Annotated in this window: 8 protein-coding genes; all 8 read left to right on the top strand. The window is 33.3% G+C overall.

Annotated elements, in window-relative coordinates; all coding sequences use genetic code 11:
• Window positions 1-766: 766 nt before the first annotated feature.
• The 8 genes from ACFPTQ_RS07975 to ACFPTQ_RS07940 all read left to right on the top strand — a co-directional run bounded on the left by ACFPTQ_RS07975 (window position 767) and on the right by ACFPTQ_RS07940 (window position 12,929).
• Window positions 767-4,174: a SusC/RagA family TonB-linked outer membrane protein gene (locus ACFPTQ_RS07975; protein WP_379776066.1), complete on the top strand. Its 3,408-nt coding sequence runs from the start codon at window positions 767-769 to the stop codon at window positions 4,172-4,174.
• Between the two features lie 8 nt (window positions 4,175-4,182).
• The gene (locus ACFPTQ_RS07970) at window positions 4,183-5,763 is read left to right on the top strand and encodes a RagB/SusD family nutrient uptake outer membrane protein (RefSeq protein ID WP_379776063.1); all 1,581 of its coding nucleotides are present in this window, start codon (window positions 4,183-4,185) and stop codon (window positions 5,761-5,763) included.
• A gap of 136 nt (window positions 5,764-5,899) precedes the next feature.
• Entirely contained in the window at window positions 5,900-6,820 is a 921-nt protein-coding gene (locus ACFPTQ_RS07965) for a dihydrodipicolinate synthase family protein (protein WP_379776060.1), read from the top strand.
• 30 nt (window positions 6,821-6,850) lie between these two features.
• Window positions 6,851-8,023, top strand: a complete 1,173-nt coding sequence (locus ACFPTQ_RS07960) for a galactose oxidase (RefSeq protein ID WP_379776057.1) — start codon at window positions 6,851-6,853, stop codon at window positions 8,021-8,023.
• 66 nt (window positions 8,024-8,089) lie between these two features.
• The gene (locus ACFPTQ_RS07955; protein ID WP_379776054.1) at window positions 8,090-9,334 is read left to right on the top strand and encodes an MFS transporter; all 1,245 of its coding nucleotides are present in this window, start codon (window positions 8,090-8,092) and stop codon (window positions 9,332-9,334) included.
• Between the two features lie 271 nt (window positions 9,335-9,605).
• A complete protein-coding gene (locus tag ACFPTQ_RS07950) occupies window positions 9,606-10,790 on the top strand; it encodes an AGE family epimerase/isomerase (RefSeq protein ID WP_379776051.1) in 1,185 nt (394 codons plus the stop codon).
• 120 nt (window positions 10,791-10,910) lie between these two features.
• A complete protein-coding gene (locus ACFPTQ_RS07945) occupies window positions 10,911-12,056 on the top strand; it encodes a sialidase family protein (RefSeq protein ID WP_379776048.1) in 1,146 nt (381 codons plus the stop codon).
• A gap of 522 nt (window positions 12,057-12,578) precedes the next feature.
• Window positions 12,579-12,929: a hypothetical protein gene (locus ACFPTQ_RS07940; protein ID WP_379776045.1), complete on the top strand. Its 351-nt coding sequence runs from the start codon at window positions 12,579-12,581 to the stop codon at window positions 12,927-12,929.
• Window positions 12,930-13,157 lie beyond the last annotated feature (228 nt).

The following is a 13,157-nucleotide window of genomic DNA, read 5'->3' as shown; positions in this document are numbered from 1 at the left end:
TTTAAAGATTATATTTAATAATAAAAATCTACACTAAAATACAAACATCTTAAACGAATAAACATAAAAAACATCACTCCTCAATAATTTAAAAACAACATCCTACTATAATCAAAACTTTAAATTACAACACAGCCTCTTAATAAATTTAAATATATACATGAGGTCATTTCATTAATACCCCCCTATAAATGAAATAAATACCATGTCCTAATCTTAATTTCAATTATAATAAACCCTAGCAAAAAAAGTAACATAAAACTCCAAAAAAAAAAAAAAAAACTAAAAACCTAATTACCTTAATCTTAAAAAAAAAAAAAAACGTTATTTAAAACTTTTTTTTCAATAACACACTTTTTTTTCTCAAAAGAAGACTCTCAATTCAATCAAATCAAACTTCCAAACAACAGCTAACCAAGAGTCTATATTTAGCATTTTTTTGTTTTTTAAATAACAAATAAACCATTCGTCAAAATCAAATAATGATAAAAACGAAAAACAACACAAAAAACAATTATTAAAATATTTTAATAATAATGTTGTACATAATAATATATTTTATATATTTACAAAATATTACTAAACAATTATTTTTTTACACTATAAATACAAACCTGTAATTCTAATATTAACTACCAATAAAAAGGAAAAAGATTTTTTTATTTCATTTAAACATACATCAAGACAATTTGTATTGTCACTAAAAATGAAATTCCTAAAATAATTCATATTAAATATTTATACTAACTTTAAACCACTACAAAACATGAAATTAATTTTAAAAAACAAACCGAAAGATTTTTGGCTCATACCAGAAATAAGAAAATTTTCAAAACTAACTCCTCTACTGTTTTTACCTTTCACATCTCAAGTGCTAGCTATAGATTCAACTGTGGGAATTAACTCAATAGAAAATAAAATAGTAATATCTGTTGTACAACAAAAACAGATAAAAGGAACCGTTACAGATACTGGAGGAAATCCTTTACCAGGAGTTAATATAACAGTAAAAGGGACTAATATTTTTGCTCAAACAGATTTCAACGGAGAATTTACAATTAATGTTCCCGATAACGCTACAAAACTTATCATTTCTTTTATTGGGATGGAGACACAGGAAGTATCTGTTGGAAAAACCACAATTAAAGTAATTTTAAAAGAAAGTGGAGAAAACTTAGACGAAGTTGTAGTCGTTGGTTACGGGACACAAAAAAAATCAAAAATAACGGGTTCTGTATCTAAACTAGATAACAAAGTATTAGAAACAGGAGTACGTTCTAATCCTGCTTCAGCCTTGGCTGGTACCATTCCTGGTTTAAGAGTACAACAAGCTTCAGGACGTCCTGGTGCAGTTGCCAGTATAACTTTGCGTGGGGGTACTAATTACGATGGAAGCGGATCTCCATTAGTAATGGTTGATGGTTTTTTAAGAGCCAGTTTCAGTGAAATCAATCCTGATGACATCGCTTCTATTGAAGTTTTAAAAGATGCCTCAGCAACTGCTATTTATGGTGCCAGAGCAAACAATGGAGTAATTTTGATTACTACCAAAAAAGGTAAATCCGGCATTTCAAACATCACCGTAAATGCCAAACTGGGTATCAACACCTTAAATATTCCTTTTGATTTTATTAATGCACAAGACTATATATACTGGTCCAGAAAAGCTATTGAAACTTCAGGTAAATATGACCCTAGCCGCCTTTCACAACTAAACTCTACAGGTCCTTTTGGTACTGGAAATCTTTACAAAGACGCAAATGGAAATATTATTGATGGCAACAAAAATGCAGCTGCAGTATGGAGTCCTATGTTTAGAAATTCAATTAATGAAGAATTATTACAGCAAGGCTGGCAAAGTATGACAGATCCGGTAAAAACAAACGCAGCTGGTGCTTATGACATTAATGGAACCAATAAAGAAATTATCTTTAAAGATTTTAATTACAAGAAGTATGCTCTTAGACCTCAGGGGATAACTAAAGACATCAATCTATCTATGACTGGAGGGAATGAAAAAGGCAATTATTATGCAAGTATTGGCTCTTATAACGAAGAAGGTTTACCAATTAATACATTTTACAAAAGACTTACCTTTGTTTTTAATGGTGATTACAAAATAAAATCATGGTTGACTTCTACGTCAGGTTTGAACTTTGCAACGGCTAAATGGAGAGATGCTCAAACTACTGGTGAAGGTAATTATTTGACCCGTGCTTTAGGGGCGCCTCCAACGATGAGAGGAACTAATGCAAATGGTGAATTATTAGTAGGCCGTGATTATCAAGATGGTAACCCTGCTGTCAATGATGACAAATTTATACGCAGAAACCAAAGTGATAAATTTACATTGACTCAATCTTTTAAAGCGGATATATTAAAAAATTTAAACTTTAGAACTAGCGCCAATTGGTTTTACAATGAAGGTTTTAATGAAGCTTTCAATAAAGACTTCTTATCAAGTCCTAACAACATCAACAAAACCCGTTCCTCATCTGCCTCATTTGGAAGAGAATTTAGTCAAACCTATAATGGTACCTTAAATTTCAATACTAATTTCCTTGGAAAAAACCATATAGATGCAATGATTGGTACTGAATATTATGATATCTATTCAAACGGATTGTCGGCTTCTGGATCAGGTGCTCCATCTGATGATTTTATGGATTTACAATATACCAGCATTGAAAGAGACAGAAGGTCTATTGACACCTATCACACACGTCAACGTATTTTATCATTTTTCTCTAGCCTTACTTATGATTATGATGAAAAATACTTAATGACTTTTAAAGTGAGACGTGATGGATATTCCACTTTATTAAACAACCGTTGGGGGAGTTTCCCTGGTGTATCTGTAGGTTGGAATATGCACAAAGAAAATTTCCTAAGCGACTCAAAAATAGTTAATACCTTAAAATTAAGAGCCAGTTATGGTGAAAATGGAAATGTTAGCAATATTGGTGCTTACCAATTACAGGGTTCTTATCCTTCTTCAAGATACGATGGAGTTGGGGGATTTGCACTAGGAAACCTTTCTTTCCCTGATTTATTATGGGAACGTTCAGCAACTTATGAGTTTGGTTTAGAAACCCGCTTATTCAATAGATTAGATCTTACACTTGCCTATTACAACAGACAAACAAAAGACAAAATTTCAAGCTTTAGCCTTCCGGCTACCTCAGGTTTAACATCAATTACTACAAACTTAGGGAATATGCAAAACAGAGGTCTTGAAGCAGAATTAAATTACAAAATAATCAAAAAAAATGATTTTTCATTAGATTTCTTTGCAAATGCAGCCTATAATACTAATAAAATATTAAAACTACCTAACAATGGTTTAGAAAATAATAGAGTTGGAGGAAGTCAGGTATATGATAAAAACGGTAATTTAATTTGGGTTGGTGGTCTGCAAGAGGGTCAGGATCCAAACGTAGCTTATGCTTATGTTGCAGAAGGCATTATCAGAACCAACGAAGAATTAGATGCTTATGCACTCACATTAAAAGATTTAATTGGTGCCAGAACATTAGTGCATCCTGATGTATATAACGCCATGTCAACGGCTGATAAAGCTTTGCATTTTCCAATCGCCTTAGGGGACGTAAAATGGAAAGATGTAAACGGAGATGGAGTTATCAACACCTATGATAGAGAATACATGGGGCGTACAGTACCTAGAGTAACCGGAGGTTTTGGCTTTTATGCCAAATATAAAGGATTCTCACTTAGTTCTCGTTTTGATTACGCTTTGGGATTTGTTCAATATGATGGACCTAGATCCTGGTTTTTAAGTAATGCACAAGGAACATTCAATACTACTAAAGAAGTATTTGATACCTGGTCTCCTGAAAACCCAAATGCTAAATACCCTACTTACTATTGGGCTGATCAATTGTTTAAAAATAATACTTTCAGAACATCTAGCATGTTTTATAATAAAGCAGACTATTTGTCTGTCCGTGAAATCAGTTTAGCTTACTCTTTACCAAGCGAGATATTGAAAAAGGTAAAAATAGAGGGGCTTAAACTTACTTTAACAGGACAAAATTTAGGATATTTCAGTAAATCAACTTTATTCTCTCCAGAGACAACAGGTAACGGAACAGCTGTTACAGGAGGTTATCCATTGCCACGTACATTCGTTTTTGGAGTTCAAATTATTTTATAAAAAAAGATATGAAAAAGATAGTATTAGGAATTGCATTATTGACGTTGTCAATTACGTTTAATGCTTGTGACCAACTGGATTTAGCTCCAGAAGATTATTACACTACCAAAACCTTTTGGAAAACGCCATCTCAAGTAGATGGAGCAATGGTAGGCTTACACAACCAACTTAGAAGCTTTCAGTTTACATTATTTAACTTAGGGGAACTTAGAGGGGGTACACTAAGAGATGGTACCAGTTTTACTGGAACCGCTTCATTGAACTCAGGATCTATCGTTCGTCAGGATTTAAGAGAATCATCTCCTGGCATCTCGAGTTGGGCAGGATTTTATGCTGCGATATTTCAGGTAAATAATTTTATTTATCAGGTAGAAAAAGCAGATTATTTAGCTGATGCTGATAAAAGTTATTATTTAGGTCAGGCTTACGGTTTAAGAGCATTTTATTATTTTCAATTGTATCGTACTTATGGCAGAGTGCCATTAGCAAAAGAACCCAAAGTAGCAATAAATATACCAACAACGGCAGCGGATGCTTATCTGCCGCGTACTGCAACAGAAAAAGAAACTTTAGACTTTATCAAAGAAGACATCAACAAGTCGGTAACTAATTTTGCAGGAGTTTACACTACCAAAATGCAAAAAGCACAATGGTCTTTGGCAGCTTCTCAGATGTTACAGGCTGAAATCTACCTATGGTCAGCAAAGGTTAAAATTGACGGTGCCGCACCTACAACTACAGCCGCTGATTTGGCTATTGCCAGAGCAGCAGTAGAAGCTGTAATCCCAAAATACAGTTTACAGCCAAGCTTTGCCAATGTGTTTAATTCAGCTGATGCATCCTCAATTAAAGGAAATAATGAAATCATTTTTGCCATACGATATGGTTTTGGTGAAGCAACTAATAATTATGGACAATTTATTTATGCCATTACAGATCCACTAGCTGGTTATGTAGATGACAAAGGTGTAGCCATTCCTTCCAGTGATCCTTTAAAAGTAAATGGAGGCGGAACAATTATTCGTTATGAATACAAATACGAATTGTATCAAAAATACGATGCAGCCGATACCAGAGCCAATGTTACTTTCTTAAATTTCAACAAAGGAACAGTTCATGCAACTAACTTACGTAAATTTATAGGAACTATCGTTAGTGGTGCGCGTGTTTTCTCCGATGATTTTCCAGTGTATCGCCTATCAGAAGCTATCCTAATGTTAGCCGAGATTAAAAACAAACAAGGTCAGGATCCATCTGCTGAAATTAACCAAATCAGAACCCGTGCTTATGCTGGTGGTGGAGGAATTGCTCCAGTATATGTAAATGGTTCATTCGAACAAAACGAATTGGCTATTTTTGCTGAAAGACAAAAAGAATTTGTAGCCGAAGCTAAAATCTGGTATGACTTACGTCGTATGCAAGATGCTTCTGGAAATCCTTTAGTATTCAGAAAAGACCTACCATTAGTTGGTGTTTTGAATAATATCGTAGGACAAAACCATAAATTACTATGGCCAATAGACCTAGGTACTTTAACAAATGATGCCACATTAGAGGGACAACAAAACCCTGGTTATAGCGGGACTTAATTCCAATAGAAAAATCCGGCAAGTTACAATTTGCCGGATTTCCAAAAAAAACTAATAATTTATATATTAATAATTCAGTAAGACTAAAAAAATCCCTAAATTAAAAGCTTTAAGCAAAATCCTTAATACAAAAATCATGAAAATTAAACATTTAAAAGGACTTATTTCAGCTCCTTTTACCCCTTTTGACAACAATGGAAAATTAGACCTCAGTATAATTCCCGACTATTATAATTTTCTTAAAAAAAATGGTGTAACAGGCGCTTTCATTAATGGTTCTACCGGTGAGGGAGTATCCACTTCGCTAAATGAAAAAAAAGCAGTTGCTCAGGCATGGGCTGACTGTTCTAATCATGATGCCGATTTTAACGTTATTGTTTTTCTTGGAGGAACCTGTCTTACCGATTGTATCGAATTAGCTAAGCATGCTTATGAAATTGGTTTGTATGCAGTCTCTTTTACGGCTCCTTTCTATTTCAAACCTGCCAATGTAAATGTTCTTGCAGAAGCTTGTATTAAAGTGGGAGAATCAGTACCAAACATGCCTTTCTATTATTATCACATTCCGGTACTAACAGGTGTTAACATACCAATGTTTGATTTAGTAAGAGCTTTAGATGGTAAATTGCCAAATTTTGCAGGAGTTAAATATACTCATGAAGATTTTATGGATTACCAAAGTTGCATGAGCTATGAAAACGGAAAATTTGATATGCTTTGGGGACGTGATGAAAACATGTTATCAGCATTGGTATTAGGAGCAAAAGGTGCTGTTGGAAGTACTTTTAATTATGCTGCTCCATTGTATTATGATTTGATTGATGCTTTTAATGCCAATGATTTGGTTAAAGCCCGTAAACTGCAACAAAAATCAATTGATATGATTCGTTTTTTAGGCAAATATGGTGGAATTTCGGTTGGAAAAGCCTATATGAAATTAGTAGGCCATGATTTAGGAGAATTTAGATTGCCTGTTAAAAACATGAGCGCCGAGCAATTTGAATTATTCAAGAAAGATGTTGCTAGTTTAGATTTTGACTCTTTCAAATCAAAATAATCCGAGTTCGTTTACTCTAAAATAAACAGTATGAATCAATCTTTTTCTTCCCTAATCCTTACTATTTTAATTATGTCCACAACTGTTAGTTTTTCGCAAAAAACAAAGATTACGAATATCGAATGGAAAAAAGCAGCTCAGTTGCAAAATGCAGATGGAAGTGTTTCATTAGGTTTTGCGGGTCCAATTAACGGAATAAACAATGACGTTTTGATTGTTGCTGGCGGAGCAAACTTTCAGGATAAAATGCCTTGGGAAGGAGGAAAAAAACACTATTCAAATGAAATTCACGTGTTGCAGAAATGCAATGATAAATATAACTGGAATAAAAAGGTACAGAGCACATTACCAGAACCTATTGCTTATTGTGGAAATACAGTAACTGATTTAGGTGTAGTTTATGTAGGCGGTGAAAATGAAAATGGTCTTTCAAATAAGGCATTTATTCTAAAATGGAATGAAGCCAAAAATAAGGTAGAAACAAAATCATTGCCTAATTTCCCTGTGCATATTACAAATATCGGTCTTACACATATTGGGAATATAGTGTATGCCATTGGTGGTGATGAGGCAACAAAATCTTCTGATCAATTTTTAAGTTTGGATTTAAACAGTACTAATCTGGAATGGAAAACATTACCCCAACTACCGATTGCTTTGGCTAATTCAGTAGTAGTTAGCCAAAATGATACTATGGGAGTCAATATCTATGTGATTGGCGGTAGAACAAAAACAGCTTCTGGAATAAGCGATTTGCATAATACCACTTTTGTCTTTAATCTAAAAAAGCAAAAATGGGAAAGTCGCGCAAACATTTCTGATGGAGAACAAACAACCAATTTTTCCGCTGGTGCTGGTATTGCAATTGGTAATCATTCGATTTTAATCGTTGGCGGAGATAATGGTGTTGTTTTTCATAAAATCGAAACCTATTTATCCCAAATTGCACAAATTGATTCTCCTGAAGAAAAGACCAAACTGATTACAGAAAAAAATCTGTTAAACACTAATCATAATGGTTTTTATAAAGGATTGCTGTTGTACAACACAAATTCAAACTCTTGGTCTAAAATTGGGGAATTACCTTTTCTCGCTCACGTTACAACAACTGCTATCATGTGGGATGGCGAAATTGTTTTATCTAATGGGGAAATAAAACCTGGTATTCGTACTCCTGATGTTATGTTAGGAACAATAAAATAGACATCTATCAATAGTTTATATCAATTTTAAATTGAAAAAGAAGATCTAAACTAAAAAAAATAAAACATGAAAAACAGTAAATATTATCCTTGGATAGTTGTCGGCTTGTTATGGCTTGTAGCCTTACTAAACTATATGGACAGGCAAATGTTGGCCACCATGCGTCCTTCTATGGAAACAGATATACCTGAATTAGTATCTGGTGAAAATTTTGGACGTCTAATGGCTATATTTCTTTGGATTTATGCATTAATGAGCCCTATATCTGGAATTATTGCTGACAAATTAAACAGAAAATGGTTGATTGTTGGTAGTTTGTTTGTGTGGTCGGCAGTGACTTACGCTATGGGCTATGCGACTACTTACCATCAAATCTATTGGCTAAGAGCATTAATGGGAATCAGTGAAGCCCTTTATATTCCTGCCGGATTATCATTAATTGCTGATTATCACCAACAAAAAACAAGATCACTTGCCATAGGAATCCACATGACAGGTTTATACGTTGGTTCTGCATTGGGAGGTTTTGGAGCCACAATTGCAGCCACTTATTCATGGCATATTACTTTTCATTATTTTGGATTAATAGGTGTTGCATATGCCTTTATTTTAGTCTTTTTATTAAGAGACAGAAAAAGTACCGAAAAAGAAACTGCTCCTTCTGATTCTGTAATTATAAAAAATAAAAATTCTCTCTTCAAAGGTTTAGCTCTATTATTTAGTAATATCTCTTTTTGGGTTATCTTATTTTATTTTGCCATCATCAGTTTGCCGGGATGGGCAACTAAAAACTGGCTACCTACCTTATTTTCAGAAAATCTGGGAATTCCTATGGAACAAGCAGGACCAATCGCTACAATTGCAATTTCCTTTTCATCACTATTAGGTGTTGTTTTTGGAGGTATATTATCTGATAAATGGGTACAAAAAAATGTAAAAGGAAGGGTTTATACCAGTGCCATTGGTTTAAGTTTAACTATACCGGCTTTATTACTAATCGGTTTTGGAGATTCATTATTTAATGTGGTAGGAGCGGCACTTTGTTTTGGAATTGGTTATGGTATGTTTGATGCCAATAATATGCCTATAATATGTCAATTTGTTTCTTCCAAATATAGGGCAACTGCCTATGGAATACTTAACATGACGGGAGTTGGTTGTGGCGCTTTAGTCACTTCTTTATTGGGAAAATCCCTGGACGGCGGAACCTTAGGTTTTGGATTCGCAATGATGGCAATTGTGGTTGTAATTGCTTTAATTGCTCAAGTAAGCTTTTTACGACCAAAAGTCAATGATTTTGTTGATGCTTAAAACAATTAAGATTATGTTTCATTACTATTTATAAACTGTTTAACTATCTATTTACATTTTAATTTAAACATACTAATAATAAAATTTTAATAGTGCTTTTATTCATTTCCTAAATTATTACCCTATATAAAAAAAGACTAAAAAACGATTCCTTATTTAATCTTTTATCACCTGATAGTTACTTAAAAATACTAGTTAAATAGTATCTAAAATTAAGTAGCTAAGATTTTTACACCTTTTTTTAAATAAATTTTACCAAATATCTTTCAAAATGAGCTATTCAAAAACAGATCTTCAAAATCTCAAAGATTTCTATCAGAACCAATTGCTAAACGATACTATTCCGTTTTGGTTTCCACGTTCTGTTGATACCGAATTTGGAGGTTATTTATTAATGCGTGACCAGGATGGCAGCCTGATTGATGATGATAAAGCAGTCTGGATACAAGGTCGTGCCGCTTGGCTTTTGGCCACACTTTACAACACTGTCGAATCAAAACAAGAATGGTTAGAAGGTTCCAAATCAGGAATCGATTTTTTAAACAATCATTGTTTTGACGGCGATGGACGGATGTTTTTCCATGTCACTCGTAATGGAGACCCTATACGTAAACGCAGGTATTATTTTTCGGAAACCTTTGCAGTTATAGCAATGTCAGCCTATGCAAAAGCCAGTGGCGATGAAACTATAGCCGAAAAAGCACGTTTACTATTCGGTAAGTGTATCGAATATTCTACAGTTCCAGGGCTATTAGAACCCAAATTTACTTCTACCCGACCATCAAAAGGGATTGGAGTGCCGATGATTATGATAAACACGGCACAACAATTGCGTGAAAATATCGGCGACCCTCGTTGCGACGAATGGATTAGCAAGTGGATAACAGAAATAGAAAACGATTTTGTAAAAGATGATATAAAATGTGTCATGGAACAAGTTGCTCCAGACGGTTCTATAATCGACCATATTGATGGAAGAACGTTAAATCCAGGCCATGCCATTGAAGGAGCTTGGTTCATTTTACACGAAGCAAAGTACAGAAATAATGATCCCCACTTAATTAAATTGGGCTGCAAAATGCTTGATTATATGTGGGAACGCGGATGGGACAAACAACATGGTGGAATTTTATACTTTCGTGATGTTTATAACAAACCTGTTCAAGAATACTGGCAAGACATGAAATTCTGGTGGCCTCATAATGAAGTTATTATTGCAACTTTATTAGCTTACACTTTGACGGGAGATGAAAAATATGCAACTTGGCATAAAATGGTTCATGACTATGCTTACAGTAAATTTCATGATACAGCAAACGGGGAATGGTTCGGGTATTTACATAAAGACGGTACTATTGCTCAAACTGCAAAAGGAAATATGTTTAAAGGACCTTTTCATCTACCTAGACAGGAATGGTATTGTTTACAAATTTTAAATGAGCATTTAAAAAAATAATTAGGGATAATTATTAAAAATATAGTTCTAACTTTTAACTTAAAAAAAAATAGAGACTAACTATATGATATAATTTTATCAATGAACACAGAATTCACTATAACATCAATAAAATTTATAATGAAAAATTATTTTACATCGTTACTTTTTGCTGCTACTGTAGGTATTTATGCGCAAAATAAAAATCAACAAATAGCTAAAGGAGTAACCATACATCAAGATCTATTCAACGCATCAATGGTAGAAGGCGTTTCTTGTTTCCGAATTCCAGCAATTGTAACGGCTCCAAATGGTGATCTTGTAGCTGCCATAGATGAAAGAGTACCTTCATGTGGTGATTTGAAATGGAGTAAAGACATTAACATCGTCATGCGAAGAAGTACCGATAATGGTAAAACCTGGTCAACTATTGAAACTGTAATCGATTTTCCTATAGGGAAATCTGCATCAGATCCTTCAATGATTGTAGATCATGATACCAAAGAAATTTTTCTTTTCTATAATTTCATGGATTTAGATAAAGAAAAAGACATTTATTATTTGCACGTAGTTAAAAGTAATGATAATGGTAAAACCTGGAGTAAACCAGAAGATATTACGAGCCAAATTGCAAAACCGGAATGGCATAATGATTTCAAATTCATTACATCAGGTCGAGGAATACAAACTAAAAAAGGGAAATTGTTGCATACTTTAGTTAATTTAAACAAAGGATTATTCGTTTTTGGAAGTGATGATCACGGAAAAACATGGTATTTTATTGACACACCTATAAAACCAGCTGATGAATCTAAAATTATCGAATTGGTTGACGGAAGTTGGCTGATTAATGCAAGGGTAAATAATAGCGGAATGCGTTATGTACACACGTCAACAGATGGAGGCAAATCATGGATTAGTACACCTGAACCAAAATTAATTGATCCTGGTTGTAATGCAAGTATCATCCGATATACCTCTAAAGAAGAAGGGTATAACAAAAACAGAATACTTTTTTCAAATGCAAAAATGGAAAAAGGTCGTATGAATCTGACCGTTCGTGTTAGTTATGACGAAGGAAAAAATTGGACAGAAGGAAAAAAAATATATGGCGGTGGATCAGCATATTCCTCGCTTACTATACTGAGTAATGGAGACATAGGTGTTTTTTTTGAAAAAGATGACTATAAACAAAATACGTTTGTGCGTTTTTCTTTAAAATGGCTTACTGATGGAAAGGATAAGTTTAAAAAAGCTTCTAAGAAAAGTAAAACAAGTAAAAAATAAATTTTAAAAGCCCTCTTAGAATCATATCTTTTTAGGGGGCTTTATTTCATCCAAAAAAATCCCAACATTAATACCATAACTCATGAGTTATTAAAAAAACTGCTTTTATAGCACCACCATTCTTCTAATTTTATTTATTATCGGAAATACTAATGCACAACTAAAAAAAGTAACTTTACCTGACAGCCTCTTCTCTACCTATTACCATCAACGAGTTTCTCATTTCAGAACTCTTCCAATGACAAAAAGTGATATTATTTTTCTGGGAAATAGTATTTCTGATGGATCAGAATAGAGTGAACTTTTGCTGATAATTGCGTTAAAAACCGTAGAATAAGCGGAAAAATAAGTGCTGGAGTCTTTAACCGAATCGATGAAATTATCATCAGGTGCCAACAAAGGCTCTTTTACTGATAGGAGTTAATGACTTATCAAGAAATACCTCGACCGATAGTATTTTTAAAAATATTAAAAAATTGATTCTTATTTAAAAATTAAGAATCGCCTTCGACAAAATTGTACATGCAGAGTATATTACCAGTAAGGGATATCTATAAAAAAATTGGCAGTCACAATAATAAACATAAGAATATCAAGAAGTTAAACACTACTTTAAAACAGCATACCACAACTAACCATTATGCTTATATTGATTTATATACATCTTTTTGTAATGAAAACGGCATGTTAATCAAAGAATTTAGCAATGATGGTTTACATCTCAAAGAAGAGGGATATTTATTGTGGAAACATTTTGTTTACCTTTATATTTATAATCTAGAATTAAAACCTTCTTTATCACCTAAAACGCAACTTCCTAAATGGAATATGTTTTTTTTTGCAATTATCTTTGGCTATTATAATTCTTATTAATAATACAACTTTAGCAAAGGATGCTTTGGTTTTGAAAAAGGCTATGGAGAAAAAAGAACTGAATGTAAAATTAGTAAACAAACTATCGAATGTAACAAATTACATACAGCTTCGTTTAGGAAATGTTACTGTGCCACAAAATCAATATGAGGCTTAACATCTGAAACAAGAGCGAATAAAATTGTACTTACCGCATCAATACGTCTTAAGTAATTTATAATGGTATTT

This window comes from Flavobacterium sp. GCM10022190 (genome assembly GCF_042656445.1).
Taxonomy (GTDB): domain Bacteria; phylum Bacteroidota; class Bacteroidia; order Flavobacteriales; family Flavobacteriaceae; genus Flavobacterium; species Flavobacterium nitratireducens.
The sequence above is the reverse complement of the archived record's forward strand: the minus strand, read 5'-3'. Positions and strand labels throughout refer to the sequence as shown.

Excerpts from the sequence above, each read along its gene's own strand:
- ACFPTQ_RS07975 (WP_379776066.1), top strand. The coding sequence starts at position 767 with ATGAAATTAATTTTAAAAAACAAACCGAAAGATTTTTGGCTCATACCA.
- ACFPTQ_RS07970 (WP_379776063.1), top strand. The coding sequence starts at position 4,183 with ATGAAAAAGATAGTATTAGGAATTGCATTATTGACGTTGTCAATTACG.
- ACFPTQ_RS07965 (WP_379776060.1), top strand. The coding sequence starts at position 5,900 with ATGAAAATTAAACATTTAAAAGGACTTATTTCAGCTCCTTTTACCCCT.
- ACFPTQ_RS07960 (WP_379776057.1), top strand. The coding sequence starts at position 6,851 with ATGAATCAATCTTTTTCTTCCCTAATCCTTACTATTTTAATTATGTCC.
- ACFPTQ_RS07955 (WP_379776054.1), top strand. The coding sequence starts at position 8,090 with ATGAAAAACAGTAAATATTATCCTTGGATAGTTGTCGGCTTGTTATGG.
- ACFPTQ_RS07950 (WP_379776051.1), top strand. The coding sequence starts at position 9,606 with ATGAGCTATTCAAAAACAGATCTTCAAAATCTCAAAGATTTCTATCAG.
- ACFPTQ_RS07945 (WP_379776048.1), top strand. The coding sequence starts at position 10,911 with ATGAAAAATTATTTTACATCGTTACTTTTTGCTGCTACTGTAGGTATT.
- ACFPTQ_RS07940 (WP_379776045.1), top strand. The coding sequence starts at position 12,579 with ATGCAGAGTATATTACCAGTAAGGGATATCTATAAAAAAATTGGCAGT.